This is a genomic window from Neorhizobium sp. NCHU2750, assembly GCF_003597675.1.
Lineage (GTDB): Bacteria > Pseudomonadota > Alphaproteobacteria > Rhizobiales > Rhizobiaceae > Neorhizobium.
The window spans coordinates 3,859,659-3,875,758 of the sequence record NZ_CP030827.1 but is presented as its reverse complement, the minus strand read 5'-3'; the positions used below and the strand labels follow the sequence as shown (position 1 = coordinate 3,875,758).

Below are 16,100 nucleotides of genomic sequence, written 5' to 3'. Positions count from 1 at the left end.
TGAATTCTGCTCCGGACCCCTCAGAATCGTCCGAAGCGATGCAAGTTGCACCGTTATAGCGAGCATTATTGACAGGATGTGGCAAAGCAACCATCAAAACGCAACAAAATCGAGATTGGAATCATGCAGGCACAAAACGGCGCGGTCATCGTCATTTCCAGCCATGTCATCCGTGGCGCCGTCGGAAATCGCGCGGCAGTCTTCGCGTTGGAAAGCATGGGGCATCCGGTCTGGGCCTTTCCGACGATTGTCCTGCCGTGGCATCCCGGGCATGGCCCTTCAACACGGCTGCATCATCCGGTTGCGGATTTCGAGATGGCGATCGATGATCTCATCCGCGCGCCCTGGCTTGGCGAGGTCAAGGCAGTGCTCAGCGGCTATTTCGGCCATGCCGGGCAGCCGGCTGCGGTCGCCAAGCTGATCAAGGCGCTGAAGCAGCGCAATCCCGAAATGCTTTATGTCTGCGACCCGGTGATCGGTGATACGGGTGGTCTCTATGTACCCCAGGCAATCGCGGAGGCAATCCGGACCGATCTCATGCCGCTTGCCGATCTCATCACGCCGAACCGCCACGAGCTTGCATGGCTTTCGGGGGAAAGCGTCGACAGCAACGCGCAGATCGTGCAGGCGGTCAGGAAGCTTGGAACAAGCCGGGCGCTCGTGACATCGGCCATACCGATGATGAATGCCGCTATCGGAAATCTTTTCGTGACGGAGAAGCGTGTGTTTCTCTGCGAACACCGGCTGGTGGACAATCCACCGAATGGTCTCGGTGATCTTCTTTCTGCGGTTTTCCTGTCACGACTGATGTCCGGCATGGATGAAGAGGAAGCGTTGAGGCTCGCGACCGCCAGCATTTTCGAGATACTTGCGCGGACTTCTGCGGAAGGAAGCGACGAACTCATACTCCCGGCCCATGCGCTTAGCCTTCAGTCTCCGATGGCTGGCGTGCAGATGCGGCAGATCGTTCATTCCGCGAAGCGAAGTGCATGAGTCGCAATGTTGCGCGCAACGAACCGTTGATCTTGGGTTAAAGCCGTAATAATCGTTGCGGTCATGAGCGAATTTCCAGCCAAATTGCTTGCGGGCTACCGCAATTTCATGAGCGGTCGTTACATTGACGAACGCGAACGTTACCGTGTGCTTGCCGAAAACGGCCAGAAGCCGCATACGCTTCTGATTGCCTGTTGCGATTCCCGCGCCGCGCCTGAGACGATCTTCGACTGTGGGCCGGGCGAATTGTTCGTCGTGCGCAACATTGCCAACATGGTGCCGCCCTATGAGCCGGACAGCCAGTTCCACGGTACCTCGGCCGCACTCGAATACGCTATCCAGGTTTTGAAGATCCGCGATATCGTGGTGATGGGGCATGGGCGCTGCGGCGGTATCCAGGCGGCGCTCGATCCGGAACTCGCACCGCTTTCGCCCGGCGACTTCATCGGCAAGTGGATCGGCCTCGTCAGGCCTGCCGCTTCGCAGATCCAGAGCAATGACCTGATGACCGCGTCGGAGCGGCAGACGGCGCTGGAGCGCGTTTCGATCCGTAATTCGATCGCCAATCTGGCAAGCTTCCCCTTTATTCGCTCACTGACCGAAAAGGGTGAGCTTGCGGTCCACGGCGCATGGTTCGATATTTCGACCGGCGAATTGTGGGTGATGAACCAGAAGGGCGATTTCATGCGCCCCGATCTGGAAGCGGAACAGGCGCCTGCCGAAGCGGACGAGGCGCCGCCTGTCGCCTGAGGCTTACTTGCCGTCTATCTGTGCGCCCATATAGGCAATGGCGCGCTGGTAGACGGTAGCGGCGTTCCAGCCCTGGATCGCGGCAAAGCTCGGCTCGCCCGGCTGATAGCCGGCACCGGTGACCCAACCATGACCCTTAAGGAAGTTGGCTGTCGATGCGAGTGCATCGGCGCGTGAGCCGACCATGTCGATATGTCCGTCGCCATCACCATCGGCGCCGTAGCGGATGACGTTGAGCGGCAGGAACTGGGTCTGGCCGATCTCGCCATGGGCAGCACCGTGGGCGGAAGGGTTCAGGTCGCCACGGGCAACGAGTTCCAGGGCGGCATAAAGCTGCTCGGTGAAATAATCGGAACGGCGGCAATCATAGGACAGCGTAGCAACGGCTGAAAGCGTGTGCTGGTTGCCCATATAGGCACCGAAACCGGTTTCCATGCCCCAGATGGCAATCACCGGGCCAGCCGGTACGCCAAAGCGGCGTTCGATGCGATCGAAGAGTGCGGCGTTTTCCGCCTTCTTGCGCTTGCCCTGGGCAATGATCGCTGCGGCGCCGCGCTTCTTCAGAAACTCGTCGAAGGAAAGCCTGAAGCTTTTCTGCCCGCGATCTGCGCTGATCGTGGGGCGATTATACTGCACATTGGCAAAGGCACGGTCGAGAACGGCAGGGCTGATGCCCTTGGAGGGAGCGACCTGCTTGAAGTCCTGTACCCAGCGGTTGAAGCCGGATGAATCATTGCCGCACTGGAGTGCTGCCGCTGCGGGTGTCGCTGCAGCCAATCCGGCCAAGATCAGGCCTGCCATTAAAATCTTGTTCATTCGATAATCCGTGATTGCCGATCAGCGGCGGTGTCGTCCTTTATTACTATTCGTTGTAAAAGCATCCACTTGCAAGCAATTGCCGGGCGCGTTGCCATGAATAGTTCGTGAGGACATGCCTCCAAAAGAAAACCCCGCCTTTCGGCGGGATTTTCTAGAGCAATATGCTTAACGAATTCTATCGATCAGGCGGCGGCCTGGCGCGGCTTGATCAGGCCGCGATTGACCAGAAGCTCCGCAATCTGAACCGCGTTGAGGGCAGCACCCTTGCGCAAGTTGTCGGAAACAACCCACAGGTTGAGGCCGTTTTCGACCGTTGCATCCTCGCGGATACGGGAGATGAAGGTGGCATCCTCACCAGCGGATTCGACCGGGGTGATGTAGCCGCCGTTCTCGTGCTTGTCGATGACGAGGCAGCCCGGTGCTTCGCGCAAGATGTCGCGCGCCTGATCGGCGGTGATCTCGTTTTCGAACTCGATGTTGACCGATTCGGAGTGGCCGATGAAGACGGGAACGCGCACTGCGGTGCAGGTTACCTTGATCTTCGGATCGAGCATCTTCTTGGTCTCGGCCAGAACCTTCCACTCTTCCTTGGTATATCCGTCTTCCATGAAGACATCGATATGCGGGATGACGTTGAAGGCGATGCGCTTGGTGAACTTCTTCGATTCGACCGGATCGGCGACGAAGACGGCGCGGGTCTGGGTGAAGAGTTCGTCCATGCCTTCCTTGCCGGCGCCGGAAACGGACTGGTAGGTCGAGACGACTACGCGCTTGATCTTGGCGAAATCATGCAGCGGCTTCAGCGCGACGACGAGCTGGGCGGTCGAGCAATTCGGGTTTGCGATGATGTTCTTCTTGGTGAAGCCGGTGATCGCATCCGCATTGACTTCCGGCACGATGAGCGGAACTTCGGCATCATAGCGCCAGGCCGACGAATTATCGATGACGACGCAGCCCTGTGCGCCGATCTTCGGCGACCACTTCTGCGATACGGTGCCGCCAGCGGACATCAGGCAGATGTCGGTGGTCGAGAAGTCGTAGTTCTCGAGGTTGGAAACCTTGAGCGTCTTGTCGCCGAAGGAGACTTCGGTGCCCTGCGAGCGGGCGGATGCAAGTGCTACGACTTCATCAGCCGGAAATCCGCGTTCTGCCAGGATGTTCAGCATTTCCCGGCCGACATTGCCGGTAGCACCGGCGACTGCAATCTTGAAACCCATGTCTATGCTCTCTTTCTGTCTCTCCTCGGTCTTTAGAGGGGGAAGCCGTGTCATGGAGACCACGGTGTTCCTTGTCCCCGGCCTTGCCGGGGAGAGAGCGGCGGGCCAGAGACGTCAGACGATTTTCGTCGTCGTTTTGGCCATGGTTTTGGAGAAAGCGAAAAAACGCTGCCCGGCTTGTTCGGCCGGCAGGCAAGATGCAGCGATGTCAAAGTCGCGAGCGATCATTTGGGCGTTTTCCCGTTCGCGCATGTGTTTAGAACATTCTGCCATGGAGTCAAGCTGGCTTGACGGCTGATCGGTTTCACTGCCCGAGTTCGATTTAGACGAAAGTCATAATCCCAAAGGATCACTCACCGGTTGTCCTGATTTCTGTCAATCTGAGACAATCGCATAAGGTTGTTTCGGCGGAGGAGGAAAAGCCGAAGTAGCCGTACGTGAGTTTCACCTTGTTGGGAGGACGACAATGGCAAACGTCACAGCGGCGGCCGATACGAAGGCCGGCCCCATGACACGGGAGGAGAAGAAGGTCATCTTCGCATCCTCTCTCGGTACCGTATTCGAATGGTACGATTTCTATCTTTATGGTTCGCTCGCCACCTATATCGGCGCGACCTATTTCACCCAGTATCCCGAAGCGACACGCAATATCTTCACCTTGCTTGCCTTTGCCGCGGGCTTTCTCGTTCGACCTTTCGGGGCACTGGTGTTCGGGCGGCTCGGCGATCTCGTCGGCCGAAAATACACGTTCCTGGTCACGATCCTGATCATGGGTCTTTCGACCTTCCTGGTCGGCGTGCTGCCGGGTGCCGCAACGATCGGTATTGCAGCACCGATCATCCTTATCGTCCTTCGCCTGCTTCAAGGCCTGGCATTGGGTGGTGAATATGGTGGCGCGGCGACTTATGTCGCCGAGCATGCGCCGCATGGCCGGCGGGGTTACTTCACCTCATGGATCCAGACGACGGCGACGCTCGGCCTGTTCCTGTCGCTGATCGTTATCGTGACGGTCCAGTCGATCATGGGCAATACGGCCTTTGCCGCTTGGGGATGGCGTATTCCGTTCCTGGTTTCGGTCGTCCTGCTCGGCGTGTCGGTGTGGATCCGCGTCAAGATGAACGAGTCGCCGGCCTTCCAGAAGATGAAGGCCGAAGGCAAGGGTTCCAAGGCACCGCTCACCGAAGCGTTCGGCACCTGGAGGAATGCCAAGATTGCGATCATCGCCCTGCTCGGCGCGACGATGGGTCAGGCGGTTGTCTGGTATGGCGGCCAGTTCTATGCCCTGTTCTTCCTGCAGAACGTGCTGAAGGTCGACCTGCAGTCGGCCAATATCATGGTGGCGGTCGCGCTGTTTTTGGCAACGCCGTTCTTCGTCATCTTCGGCTCATTGTCCGACAAGATCGGCCGCAAGCCGATCATCATGGCGGGCCTGTTGATTGCGGCGGTGACCTATATGCCGCTGTTCAAGGCGCTGACCCATATGGCAAACCCGGCGCTTGCCGAGGCGCAGGCTTCCATTCGTGCAACGGTGACGTCAGATCCGGCGGATTGCAAATTCCAGTTCAATCCGACAGGAACCTCGAAGTTCACCAGTTCCTGCGATATTGCCACTGCCTTCCTGACCAAGAATTCCGTGCCCTATGAAGTGGTGCCGGGACCCGCCGGTCAGGCGGCGACGGTGAAGATCGGCGACAAAACGGTGGCGAGCTACGACGCTATCAGCGCCGGCGCCGACGGCAAGGCGAAGCAGGCAGCGCTTGAAAAGGGCATCAACGTTGCGCTCCATGATGCGGGTTACCCGCTGACACGCGGCGCGGCCAAGGTGCCGGATTCTAAGCTTGATGGCTTCATTGCCGCCAATCCCGAACTCGGGCTCAACGCGGAAGCCGTTCGCGCGGGTGACAAGGCGACGGTTCCGGCCGCCGATCTCGTGTCTCAGAAGCTGCTGACGGCCGATGAAGCCAACGGCGTCACCTCCATGCCGGTCTATACGATCGCTAAGGGCGGCACGTTCAGCATGGTGGCCGATCCGGCACGGGTAAATTGGGTCGGCACGATCGCCGTCCTGTTCGTCCTCGTCCTCTACGTGACGATGGTCTATGGCCCGATCGCAGCACTTCTGGTCGAATTGTTCCCGACCCGCATCCGCTACACTGGCATGTCGCTACCCTATCACATCGGCAATGGCTGGTTCGGCGGTCTTCTGCCGGCAACGGCCTTCGCGATGAGCGCTGCGGCCGGGAATATCTATTACGGCCTGTGGTACCCGATCGTATTTGCGGCGATCACGCTGGTGGTTGGCGTGTTGTTCCTGCCGGAAACGAAGGATCGCGATATCCACGCGGAATGATGGCCCTCTCGTTCGGACGCAAAAATAACAAAGCCCGGCACATGTGCCGGGCTTTGTCTTAGGTTTCTTCTATCAGCCTTTACGCCGAAAGAGCCTGGAACTCCTTGAGGATGGCGTCGCCCATTTCGGACGTGCCTACCTGGCGGCAACCATCGCCCATGATATCGCCGGTGCGGATGCCCTTGTCGAGCACCGTGGCGATTGCCTTTTCAAGATGGTCGGCCTCGGCAACCATGTTGAAGGAATAACGCAGGCACATGGCGAAGGAGGCGATCATGGCGATCGGATTGGCGATGCCCTTGCCGGCAATGTCGGGCGCCGAACCGTGCACGGGTTCATAGAGCGCCTTGCGGGTGCCGGTCTTGGCATCGGTTGCGCCGAGAGAGGCCGATGGCAGCATGCCGAGCGAACCCGTCAGCATGGCGGCAACGTCCGACAGCATGTCGCCGAAGAGATTGTCGGTGACGATGACGTCGAACTGCTTTGGCGCGCGCACAAGCTGCATGCCACCGGCATCGGCCAGCATATGTTCCAGCTTGACGTCCGAGTAGGCACGCTTGTGGGTTTCGGTGACGACCTGGTTCCAGAGGACACCAGACTTCATCACGTTACGCTTTTCCATCGAGCAGACGGTGTTGTTGCGCGTGCGGGCCAGTTCGAAGGCGACGCTGGCAATGCGCTCGATCTCGTAGGTGTCATAGATCTGTGTATCGATGCCGCGCTTCTGGCCGTTGCCGAGATCGATGATCTCCTTCGGTTCGCCGAAATACACGCCGCCGGTCAATTCGCGCACGATCAGGATATCGAGGCCTTCGACCAATTCCGGCTTGAGGGACGAAGCCGAAGCGAGTGCAGGATAGCAGATTGCCGGGCGCAGATTGGCGAAAAGCTGCATATCCTTGCGCAGGCGCAGAAGACCGGCTTCCGGCCTGACCTCATAGGGGACGCTATCCCATTTCGGGCCGCCGACGGCGCCGAAAAGAACTGCATCCGCCGTCATGGCCTTGGCCATGTCGCCTTCGGAGATTGCTACGCCATGGGCATCATAGGCCGATCCGCCGACGAGGCCTTCGTCGAGGGAGAAATCGGCGCCCATCTTGTCATTCATATAAGCGATGACCTTGCGGACTTCGCCCATGGCCTCGGGGCCGATGCCATCACCGGGAAGAAGGAAGAGGTTCTTTGCCATTCGTCTGCTGTCCTTGCAGTTCTGCAGGCTCGCCATGCTTGTGCGCATTTCAGATGCGCGCGGCAGATCTCATCCGGGCCTGCCGCGGATGAGATGACCAGCTTGTCTTCAGAGCCAGGGGCGCTCGCTGCGGTTCTTGGTCTCGAAGCTCGAGATAGCCGCATCGCTCTTCAGCGTCGAGGCAATGTCGTCCAGACCTTCGAGAAGGATATGGCGGCGGCCGGGATCGATGTCGAAATGCAGGTGTCCGCCGTCCGGGCCGGTGATTTCCTGGGCTTCCAGGTCTACCGTCAGAATTGCGTTGGAACCGCGATCGGCATCATCGAGCAGCTTTTCCAAATCTTCCGGGCTGACGACGATCGGCAAAATGCCGTTCTTGAAACAGTTGTTGTAGAAGATATCGGCGAAGCTCGTCGAGATGACGCAGCGAATGCCGAAATCGAGCAGAGCCCAGGGAGCATGCTCGCGGGAAGAGCCGCAGCCGAAATTATCACCCGCAACAAGGATCTTGGCACCGCGATAGGCAGGCTTGTTGAGGACGAAATCGGGGTTTTCCGAACCATCTTCCTTGTAGCGCGCCTCGGCGAAAAGGCCCTTGCCAAGGCCGGTGCGCTTGATGGTCTTCAGATAATCCTTCGGAATGATCATGTCGGTGTCGATGTTGACAACCGGAAGAGGCGCAGCAACGCCCGTCAATTTTTCAAACTTTTCCATGATCGGCCTCCATGAAGACTTTGGTGGAGGCTGCCATAGCGGATTTCTGGACGGATTTGAAGTCCGATTCAGTACCAATCGGTACGCGCCATTTCTCCGGATCCAGCCCGCATCTCGCAGGCAGCGCCCGAAAAGGATCACATGTCGATGATGGTTCCGCGGCCGTCATTCCAGACGCGCATGTCTTCCCGCTTGGTCTTGGCACGAACCGGTACCGGTTTCAGCCGGTTCGACAGTGCCCTACCGATGGAAAGAATGGCCAGGGTGCCCATGAAGGCGATCGTCAGGGAAGCCGTCAGCAAGGCGGCAACGGCAAGAAGAGCGATGGCGGTGGCGATGATGAAGAAGGAACGAATGTTCTGCATGTTCAAACCTTTCTAATTTCAAATGTGGGCCTTCCATTCTTCTCTTGCAAGGGCTTTTCGAGCGGGATTTATTGCAGAGCTCTGAAAAGACCGTCAGAAGAAGGCAATGGAATTCTTGAAAGACAGTGATCCACCCGTTCGCCGCTCCGTTCTCAGCGTTCCGGCAGATAACCGGCGCGCGCTTGAAAAGGCGCCAGGTCTGGACTGCGATGCGGTGATCTATGATCTTGAGGATTCCGTGGCGCCCGGACGCAAGGCGGAAGCACGCGACAATCTGGCTGATGCTTTTGTCCGGTTTCCGGCGTCGCATCAGGAGCGGGTCATTCGCATCAATGGCTTGGATAGCGAGTTTTCGCGGTCGGACATGGATCTCGTCGCCCGGCTTTTGCCGGATGCGCTGCTGCTGCCGAAAGTGGAAAGCGCAGCCGAGCTCGAAAAAGCCGCGGAATGTCTGGCAGGTCTCAACCCATCAAAGCCCGTGGCCCTGTGGGCCATGATCGAGACGCCGAAAGGCGTGCTGGACGCGGGTTCCATTGCTGCAGGCGGTAAGGGATTGCAGGGAAAGGGATTGCAATGTCTCGTCGTTGGCCTGAACGACCTGCGCAAGGCGACCGGCGTGCTGCCGCAGAAGGGGCGAGCCTATCTCGTGCCGTGGCTGATGCAGATCGTGCTTGCCGGACGCGCCCATGGCGTCGATGTGATCGACAGCGTTTTCAACGATTTCAAGGACCAGGCGGGGTGCGATGCGGATTGCATCCAGGGCCGTGCCATGGGGTTTTCCGGCAAGATGCTTGTCCATCCCGCCCAGATAGAACTGGCCAACCGGCATTTCGCACCGGATCCTCAAAGCGTTGAGGAGGCAAGGACAATCGTTGCGGCGTTCAATGAGCCCGGCGCCGAAAGTCTCAATGTCGTCAATATCGATGGAAAAATGGTCGAGCGCCTTCACTTTGAAGAGGCTAAGACGCTTCTCAACCAGGTTGCCAAAATCGCTGCAAGAAAGAAGATATCATGAAGCTCTATCGTTTTCTCACCGGCCCGGACGATGCCTCCTTCTGCCACAAGGTGACGGCGGCGTTGAACAAGGGGTGGGAGCTTCATGGCTCTCCGACCTATTCCTTCAACACCACGAGCGGGCAGATGCAGTGCGGCCAGGCTGTGACGAAAACTGTCGATGGCAAGGATTATCACCCGGATATCAAGCTCGGCGAGCAATAAGCCTTTACGGGGTCAGCGCTGGGTCGCATCCTCGGCGCTGGCTTCTATCCGTTCCATGTCATCGTCGCTCAGGCCGAAATGATGGCCGATCTCGTGGATCAGCACATGGGTGATGATGTCGCCGAGGGTTTCCTCGTTTTCGGCCCAATAATCCAGGATCGGGCGGCGATAGAGCCTGATCCGGTTGGGCAGCTCCCCTGTCTCAACGGTAAAGCGTTCGGAGATACCTCGTCCCTCGAAAAGACCGAGCAGATCGAAGGGCGTTTCCAGCGCCATGTCTTCGAAGACGTCGTCGTCGGGAAAGTCCTCGACCTCGATGATGAGGTTGGTGGTGAGGGCTCTGAATTCCTGCGGAAGATGACCATAGGCCTCGATCGCCAACGATTCAAACGCACTGATCGTTGGCGCATGGCGATCCCGCCAGTCGTCGGTTTGGTCGATGCGAGCCATGGGTTCTCCCTTTTCCAGGTCACATATAAGGCTGTTGCCGCTTTTTTTCGAGATAAGATTCATTGCTATAGCTAATGAGGAAAAGATTCCTGTGCTGGAGTGATTGACTCTTTGTGTGTCCTCTGGAATCCATAGGAACATAAGGTGAACGTATGGATTGGAGCTGACGCCATGGCCGGTAATGCCGCGGCGCGGGAGAGGGTTTTTGCCCTGCGCGAACAGATCGCCAGACTGGAAGGCAAGGCTTTGCCGGGCATGGTTGCGGCACGACATGAAGATCTTGCCGTGCCGGGTAGGGCGGATGCGAAGCAGGCCGAACCGACAAGGCTGGGTTTTGATATTCCGTTTCTGGACGAGGCGCTGGATGGCGGCCTGAGGCTGGACGGTCTTTCCGAAATTCGCTCGCTCACGCTCTATGATGCCGGGGCAGCCAGCGGCTTTGCTGTTTCGCTGGTGGCATTCATCATGACCCGGAAATTTTCCGGTGCTCCCCTGCTCTGGATCGCAGATGGTCTTTCGGCCTGCGAGAGCGGTGTGCCCTATGGCGGGGGTATCAGGCAGATCGGTGTCGATCCTCGCTTGGTCTTTCAGGCGTCGCCCCGCAGGCTGGGGGATGCGCTGTGGATTGCGGAAGAGGCACTTGCCAGCAAGGCCTTTGCGGCAACGATCCTTGAAATTCATGGCAATCCCAAACCCTTCGGCCTGACGGAAAGCCGAAGGCTCAAGCTACGGGCAGAGGCGGCGGGACGGCCGCTTCTGCTTTTGCGGCATGCGGGAGATGAAGAGGCCAGCAGCGCTTCTTTCCGCATGCTCGTCGAACCGGCGCCGGCTCTGGAGCGGCGCCTTGCGGATGGCACAATGCTTGGCGGCAGCATAGGCCATCCGGTTTTCCGGATCACCCTTGAGAAGAGCCGCAATCCGGCTCCGCTCTCCTTCCTTCTGGAGTGGAATTCCCATGACCGCCAATTTCGTCTTGCCGGAGGGGCAGAAAACCCTCGCCTTCGCCAGGGACCAGCGTATCCTGGCCCTGTATTTCCCGCATCTTTCCACCGACAGGATAGCGCGCAGGCTCTGGGGCATGTCATGGCGCTCGAAAGAGCGTCCTGAGCATCCGCCGATCGTCTGTGCCGGCCGGCGCGACAATGCATTGCGGCTGACGGCACTCGACGAGGTGGCCGAGAGGTCTCGCCTGACACGGGGGCAGGCACTCGCCGAGGCGCGTGTCATGTATCCGAAAACGGCTGTTTTCGACGAGGATGAGAAGGCGGATTTCGAGCTTCTCGAGGCGGTTGCCGACTGGTGCGACCGCTATACGCCGCTCGTCGCGCTGGATGGAAAGGATGGCCTCTTTCTCGATGTCAGTGGTTGCGCCCATCTCTTCGGCGGGGAGGATGCCATGCTCGGCGATATTCTCCTCAGGCTGAAGCAGGTGGGATTTGACGTGTGCGGCGCTATTTCCGGTTCTCCGGGTCTCTCCTGGGCGATGAGCCGGTTCGGCCGTGGTGGGATTACTGCCAGGGAGGATATGGCAGGCGCATTGGCGGCGCTTCCCATTCATGCGCTGCGTCTCGATGAGATGACCCTTACAGGGCTCTGCAAGCTGGGACTGAAGCGGATTGCCGATCTGATGGCCATACCGAGAGCGCCGCTCGTGCGCAGATTCGGTGCGCATTTGATGATGAGGCTCGATCAGGCGCTGGGGGCCTGCGAGGAAGCGATTTCGCCGCGGCGTCCGGTTGCCGCGCTCTCGGCAGAACGGCAGCTGGCGGAACCCGTCCAGGCGGAAGAGGACATTATCGGTGTGACGCGTGAGATTGCGGTCTCGCTCAAGGCCAGCCTGGAGGAGAGGGGCGTGGGGGGGACGGTTTTCGAACTTTCCCTGTTTCGCGTCGATGGAAGGGTGTTCCGTATCAAGGTCGGTGCATCAAGAGCATTGAGGGATCCAAAGACGATCGCCGGCTTGTTCTGTGAACGCCTCGATGCCGTCCACGATCATCTGGAGGCCGGTTTCGGGTTCGAACTCCTGCGGTTGAGCGTGCTGCAGCATGCGGCCTTTGGCCTGCTGCAGAGTGATTTCTCGGGCAAGGAAAGCCAGGAAACGTCGCTTGCCGATTTCATCGACAAGGTGGCCGCCCGGTTCGGGGTGGATTGCCTTGAGGTCCTCAGGTCGCGCCAGAGCCATATTCCTGAGCGGGCCGAAATAGCCGTTCCGGCAATCGAAGCGGCGGTGCGTCCCGCAGATGTGGGCGATGCCTTGCCCTTCTCACCGAAATCAAGCCGCCCTTTGCGGCTCCTGCGTCGCCCCGAGCCGATTGAAGCCTTTGCCGCCATCGTTCCTGATGGGCCGCCGCAGCGGTTCCGCTGGCGGCATGTCCTGCACATAGTCACTCGTGCGGAGGGACCGGAGCGGATCGCGCCGGAATGGTGGCTTGATGACGATGAGACGCCAGAACGCGACTATTATCGTCTTGAAGCAGAATTCGGCCGGCTTTTCTGGGTTTTCCGGCTCGGGCCCTATAATGGCAAGGATGCACCAGACTGGCGCATGCACGGAATTTTTGCGTGATGGGGGCTCCAGGTTTTTTTGAGATCGGTGCCAGGACGAATTTTTCTTTTCTGGAAGGCGCGTCGAGGCCGGAAGAGATGGTGAGGTCCGCCAGCATCCTGGGACTTTCCGGGCTGGGGATTGCCGACCGGAATTCGGTTGCCGGTGTGGTGCGCGCCCATAATCAGATTTGTGAGATGAAGGCGGGTTTTGCCCGTCATAGGGCTGGCGGCAAGGAAGAGGGTGAGGAGGGTGCGGTTGAGCCCTGCCGGTTTCACCCCGGTGCCCGGCTCGTCTTCACCGATGCAACACCTGATGTTCTTGCCTATCCGATGAACCGCAGAGGCTGGGCCAATCTCTGCCGACTGTTGAGTAGAGGCAATCTCAGGACTGAGAAAGGCTCGTGCATTCTGGAGGAATGGGATTTTCTGGAATGGTGCCGGGATATGATGCTTGCCGTCGTGCCCGATTTTTCGCGGGCCGAGGACCGGAGCTACCTCGCTGATCTGGCCAGGCGGCTTGTTGATTACCGACAGGCATTCGGCAAAAATATGTATCTGGCGCTGTCGCCGACCTATGACGGGCGTGATCCCTTTGTTTTTGCCAGTTTTGCCCAGGTTGCGCGCCAGAGCCGTGTTTCTCTGATCGCAACAAACCTGCCGCTCTTCGACCTGCCTTTGCGTCGGTCACTTGCGGATGTCGTCACCGCGATCCGCAATCACGTGACGGTACAGGAGGCCGGCTTTCTGCTGGCCCCCAATGGAGAGCGGTATCTCAAACCGGCATATGAAATGGGGCGGCTCTTTCACGCCTATCCGGAGGCTGTGGCGAATACGGCGATATTCTTTGGCAAACTAAGCTTTTCCCTCGGGGAGTTGCAGCATAATTATCCGGATGAAAGCGTTCCCGGTGAAACCGTATCGGAGACGCTGGAGCGTCTGACCTGGGAAGGGGCACGGCGGCGCTATCCTGATGGAATCCAGCCCGGTGTTTCACAGCAAATTCGCGAGGAACTCGGCCTCATCAAGGAGATGGGATATGAGCCCTATTTCCTGACCGTCCGCCATATCGTCTGGCATGCGCGGTATGAGCTGAATATCCTTTGCCAGGGTCGTGGTTCGGCCGCCAATTCGACGGTCTGCTATTGCCTCGAAATTACCGAGGTGAACCCGGAAAAATCGGAACTCCTCTTTGCGCGCTTCATATCCACCGAGCGGAACGAACCTCCGGATATCGATGTGGATTTCGAACACGGGCGGCGCGAGGAGGTCATCCAGTATATCTACGAGCATTACGGTTATCGCCATGCCGGGTTGACGGCGGCGGTGACGAGCTATCGGACACGGATGGCCGGGCGCGAGGTGGCAAAGGCCTTCGGTCTTTCCGAGGATGTTCAGGCGGCGCTCTCGAGCACGGTCTGGGGCTGGTCGGAGGATGGGCTTTCCGAGCGTGAGGCCAAGGTGGCGGGGCTGGATGTCACGGATTCCGTGACGAAGAAGGTTATCACTCATGCGAAGGAACTGATGGGGTTTCCGCGGCACCTGACCCAGCATGTCGGCGGTTTCCTCATCACCCGCGACCGGCTCGACGAAGTGGTGCCGATCATGAAGACGGCGATGCCGGGCCGCTACATGATCGAGTGGGACAAGGACGATCTCGACACGTTGAAACTTCTGAAGATCGATGTATTGGCGCTCGGCATGCTGACATGCCTGAAGAAGGCTTTCGGGTTGCTGGAGGATCATTACGGTAAGGCATTGAGGCTTGCCGACCTGCAGAAGGAAAATCGCGACCAGAACGTCTATGACATGATCTGTCGTGCCGATACGATTGGCGTTTTCCAGATCGAAAGCCGGGCGCAGATGAGCATGCTGCCACGTCTTCGGCCCCGGAAGTTCTACGATCTCGTCATCGAGGTGGCGATCGTGCGACCAGGGCCGATCCAGGGCAATATGGTTCATCCCTATCTGAAGCGCCGCGAGGATCGGAGAAACGGAAAGCCGATCGAATATCCAAGCCCCGCTCTCGAAAAGGTTTTGGAGAGGACGCTTGGCGTGCCCCTGTTCCAGGAGCAGGCGATGCAGATCGCGATCACCGGTGCCGGTTTTCCTCCAGAGAAAGCAGATCAGCTGCGCAGGTCGATGGCGACTTTCAAGAGGTCCGGTCGGGTCAAGGAGTTCGAGCGCGATTTCATCGGGGGGATGCTCAAGAACAAGTATTCTGAGGAGTTTGCCAAGCAATGTTTCAGCCAGATCGAAGGATTTGCCGAATATGGCTTTCCCGAGAGCCATGCGGCCTCCTTCGCTCTTCTGGTCTTTGCGTCGTCCTGGATCAAAACCTATTATCCGGATGTCTTCTGTGCGGCTCTTCTGAATTCCCAGCCCATGGGCTTTTATGCACCATCGCAGCTTGTCCGCGATGCGCGAGAGCATGGGGTAACTGTCCTGCCGGTCGATATAAACCGCTCCGAATGGGACAACAGTCTGGAAGAGATTGATTTCAATCGGGCTGCCATCGATCGGCGACATGAAAGCATGCGTGAGGTCATCAAAACCCGATACGCGGTCAGACTTGGTTTCAGGCAGGTCAAAGGCCTGAGCGAAAAGGACATGGCAGGAAAGCTCGTGGCAAACCGGAGTGAGACGTACCGAAGCGTCCATGATCTTTGGCTCCGGTCAGGCCTCGACAGAGCCAGTCTCGAAAGACTTGCCGATGCTGACGGTTTTGCGTCGATCGGGCTTACGCGCCGGCAGGCATTATGGGCGGTCAGAGGGCTTGAGGTTCGAAGCGCGCCAGAAAGCGTTCCTTTGTTCCAGGCGGCCGGGCGAGAGGATCTGAGGTCGGAACAGGCAGTACAATTGCCCCTGATGCTACCCGGCGAGGAAGTAATCGAGGATTATCGTCATCTGTCGCTTTCCCTCAAGGCGCATCCGGTCTCGTTTCTTCGCGAGGAATTCAGGTCGATGGAGATTACCCGCAGTGTCGATCTGCTCGGCGTGAGAGACGGCGAAAGGGTTACGATCGGCGGTATCGTGCTGGTGCGGCAGCGACCGGGTTCTGCAAGAGGCGTGATCTTCATCACGCTCGAGGATGAGACCGGTGTCGCCAATGCAATCGTCTGGCCGAAGATTTTCGAGCGGTACCGTTCGGTTGTGATGGGGGCACGGCTGGTGAAGATACGCGGCAGGTTGCAAAGCCAGCATGGCGTGATCCATACCGTGGTCGAGCATATCGAGGACATTACCCCGATGCTGGGGCTACTACAAAGGGAAGCGCGTCGGTTCGCGGCGCTGCGGTCAGACGAGGCACTGAACTCTGGCGGCGGATCCTGGCGGCCACGATCCCAGCCGACGGTCCAGGCTCTTTCACAGAGGGATGATGATCTCGCAAGGTCTCATTCCCAAACTGAAGCCGATGTCCGGGATGCGGGTCGTGTCATGCCGAGAGGGCGAAACTTTCATTGATACTCAACGCGGCGCAATGCGCCAGC

The 16,100-nt window shown here is 58.6% G+C and carries 15 protein-coding genes; 8 read left to right on the top strand and 7 right to left on the bottom strand.

Translation table 11 applies throughout. The features are described 5' to 3' along the window. Positions 1 to 120: 120 nt before the first annotated feature. Positions 121 to 993 (top strand): pyridoxal kinase PdxY, encoded by an 873-nt coding sequence (gene pdxY / locus NCHU2750_RS18675; RefSeq protein ID WP_502703856.1) that lies wholly within the window; start codon positions 121 to 123, stop codon positions 991 to 993. A gap of 63 nt (positions 994 to 1,056) precedes the next feature. After that, positions 1,057 to 1,743: a carbonic anhydrase gene (locus tag NCHU2750_RS18670; protein ID WP_119942036.1), complete on the top strand. Its 687-nt coding sequence runs from the start codon at positions 1,057 to 1,059 to the stop codon at positions 1,741 to 1,743. Positions 1,744 to 1,746: 3 nt separating this feature from the next. Here NCHU2750_RS18670 and NCHU2750_RS18665 read toward each other — a convergent pair whose 3' ends face one another. The 3 genes from NCHU2750_RS18665 to NCHU2750_RS30840 all read right to left on the bottom strand — a co-directional run bounded on the left by NCHU2750_RS18665 (position 1,747) and on the right by NCHU2750_RS30840 (position 4,031). Then, positions 1,747 to 2,559, bottom strand: a complete 813-nt coding sequence (locus tag NCHU2750_RS18665; protein WP_119942034.1) for a lytic murein transglycosylase — start codon at positions 2,557 to 2,559, stop codon at positions 1,747 to 1,749. A 185-nt stretch (positions 2,560 to 2,744) separates the two neighbouring features. Next, positions 2,745 to 3,779, bottom strand: coding sequence for an aspartate-semialdehyde dehydrogenase (locus tag NCHU2750_RS18660; RefSeq protein ID WP_119942032.1), 1,035 nt, complete (start codon positions 3,777 to 3,779; stop codon positions 2,745 to 2,747). A gap of 114 nt (positions 3,780 to 3,893) precedes the next feature. Beyond that, complete coding sequence (locus tag NCHU2750_RS30840) at positions 3,894 to 4,031, bottom strand: hypothetical protein (protein ID WP_205583867.1); 138 nt, start codon at positions 4,029 to 4,031, stop codon at positions 3,894 to 3,896. Between the two features lie 214 nt (positions 4,032 to 4,245). Here NCHU2750_RS30840 and NCHU2750_RS18655 point away from each other — a divergent pair, with 214 nt between their 5' ends. Beyond that, positions 4,246 to 6,129, top strand: coding sequence for an MFS transporter (locus NCHU2750_RS18655; RefSeq protein WP_119942030.1), 1,884 nt, complete (start codon positions 4,246 to 4,248; stop codon positions 6,127 to 6,129). A gap of 79 nt (positions 6,130 to 6,208) precedes the next feature. On the opposite strand, the gene leuB is transcribed toward NCHU2750_RS18655, so the two are convergent. The 3 genes from leuB to NCHU2750_RS18640 all read right to left on the bottom strand — a co-directional run bounded on the left by leuB (position 6,209) and on the right by NCHU2750_RS18640 (position 8,397). After that, positions 6,209 to 7,318: a 3-isopropylmalate dehydrogenase gene (gene leuB / locus NCHU2750_RS18650; protein ID WP_119943525.1), complete on the bottom strand. Its 1,110-nt coding sequence runs from the start codon at positions 7,316 to 7,318 to the stop codon at positions 6,209 to 6,211. Positions 7,319 to 7,426: 108 nt separating this feature from the next. Further along, positions 7,427 to 8,032 carry a 3-isopropylmalate dehydratase small subunit gene (leuD, locus tag NCHU2750_RS18645; protein ID WP_119942028.1) on the bottom strand — a complete coding sequence of 202 codons (606 nt, stop codon included), beginning with the start codon at positions 8,030 to 8,032 and terminating at the stop codon, positions 7,427 to 7,429. A 137-nt stretch (positions 8,033 to 8,169) separates the two neighbouring features. Next, on the bottom strand, positions 8,170 to 8,397 hold the full coding sequence (locus NCHU2750_RS18640) for a hypothetical protein (RefSeq protein WP_119942026.1): 228 nt from the start codon (positions 8,395 to 8,397) through the stop codon (positions 8,170 to 8,172). Positions 8,398 to 8,503: 106 nt separating this feature from the next. On the opposite strand from NCHU2750_RS18640, the gene NCHU2750_RS18635 reads away from it, so the two are divergent. Next, entirely contained in the window at positions 8,504 to 9,412 is a 909-nt protein-coding gene (locus NCHU2750_RS18635; RefSeq protein ID WP_119942024.1) for an HpcH/HpaI aldolase/citrate lyase family protein, read from the top strand. Beyond that, positions 9,409 to 9,615 carry a DUF1737 domain-containing protein gene (locus tag NCHU2750_RS18630; protein WP_119942022.1) on the top strand — a complete coding sequence of 69 codons (207 nt, stop codon included), beginning with the start codon at positions 9,409 to 9,411 and terminating at the stop codon, positions 9,613 to 9,615. The genes NCHU2750_RS18635 and NCHU2750_RS18630 overlap by 4 nt, the downstream gene beginning before the upstream one ends. 12 nt (positions 9,616 to 9,627) lie before the next feature. On the opposite strand, the gene NCHU2750_RS18625 is transcribed toward NCHU2750_RS18630, so the two are convergent. Next, entirely contained in the window at positions 9,628 to 10,065 is a 438-nt protein-coding gene (locus NCHU2750_RS18625) for a metallopeptidase family protein (RefSeq protein WP_119942020.1), read from the bottom strand. A 171-nt stretch (positions 10,066 to 10,236) separates the two neighbouring features. On the opposite strand from NCHU2750_RS18625, the gene NCHU2750_RS18620 reads away from it, so the two are divergent. The 3 genes from NCHU2750_RS18620 to NCHU2750_RS18610 are packed head-to-tail and all read left to right on the top strand — an operon-like array spanning position 10,237 to position 16,074. Beyond that, positions 10,237 to 11,172 (top strand): ImuA family protein, encoded by a 936-nt coding sequence (locus NCHU2750_RS18620; RefSeq protein WP_119942018.1) that lies wholly within the window; start codon positions 10,237 to 10,239, stop codon positions 11,170 to 11,172. 40 nt (positions 11,173 to 11,212) lie between these two features. Beyond that, a complete protein-coding gene (locus NCHU2750_RS18615; RefSeq protein WP_119943523.1) occupies positions 11,213 to 12,631 on the top strand; it encodes a Y-family DNA polymerase in 1,419 nt (472 codons plus the stop codon). Beyond that, on the top strand, positions 12,631 to 16,074 hold the full coding sequence (locus tag NCHU2750_RS18610) for an error-prone DNA polymerase (RefSeq protein WP_119942015.1): 3,444 nt from the start codon (positions 12,631 to 12,633) through the stop codon (positions 16,072 to 16,074). The genes NCHU2750_RS18615 and NCHU2750_RS18610 overlap by 1 nt, the downstream gene beginning before the upstream one ends. Positions 16,075 to 16,100: the final 26 nt, after the last annotated feature.

Excerpts from the sequence above, each read along its gene's own strand:
- NCHU2750_RS18670 (WP_119942036.1), top strand. The coding sequence starts at position 1,057 with ATGAGCGAATTTCCAGCCAAATTGCTTGCGGGCTACCGCAATTTCATG.
- NCHU2750_RS18665 (WP_119942034.1), bottom strand. The coding sequence starts at position 2,559 with ATGAACAAGATTTTAATGGCAGGCCTGATCTTGGCCGGATTGGCTGCA.
- NCHU2750_RS18660 (WP_119942032.1), bottom strand. The coding sequence starts at position 3,779 with ATGGGTTTCAAGATTGCAGTCGCCGGTGCTACCGGCAATGTCGGCCGG.
- NCHU2750_RS30840 (WP_205583867.1), bottom strand. The coding sequence starts at position 4,031 with ATGCGCGAACGGGAAAACGCCCAAATGATCGCTCGCGACTTTGACATC.
- NCHU2750_RS18655 (WP_119942030.1), top strand. The coding sequence starts at position 4,246 with ATGGCAAACGTCACAGCGGCGGCCGATACGAAGGCCGGCCCCATGACA.
- leuB (WP_119943525.1), bottom strand. The coding sequence starts at position 7,318 with ATGGCAAAGAACCTCTTCCTTCTTCCCGGTGATGGCATCGGCCCCGAG.
- leuD (WP_119942028.1), bottom strand. The coding sequence starts at position 8,032 with ATGGAAAAGTTTGAAAAATTGACGGGCGTTGCTGCGCCTCTTCCGGTT.
- NCHU2750_RS18640 (WP_119942026.1), bottom strand. The coding sequence starts at position 8,397 with ATGCAGAACATTCGTTCCTTCTTCATCATCGCCACCGCCATCGCTCTT.
- NCHU2750_RS18635 (WP_119942024.1), top strand. The coding sequence starts at position 8,504 with ATGGAATTCTTGAAAGACAGTGATCCACCCGTTCGCCGCTCCGTTCTC.
- NCHU2750_RS18630 (WP_119942022.1), top strand. The coding sequence starts at position 9,409 with ATGAAGCTCTATCGTTTTCTCACCGGCCCGGACGATGCCTCCTTCTGC.
- NCHU2750_RS18625 (WP_119942020.1), bottom strand. The coding sequence starts at position 10,065 with ATGGCTCGCATCGACCAAACCGACGACTGGCGGGATCGCCATGCGCCA.
- NCHU2750_RS18620 (WP_119942018.1), top strand. The coding sequence starts at position 10,237 with ATGGCCGGTAATGCCGCGGCGCGGGAGAGGGTTTTTGCCCTGCGCGAA.
- NCHU2750_RS18610 (WP_119942015.1), top strand. The coding sequence starts at position 12,631 with ATGGGGGCTCCAGGTTTTTTTGAGATCGGTGCCAGGACGAATTTTTCT.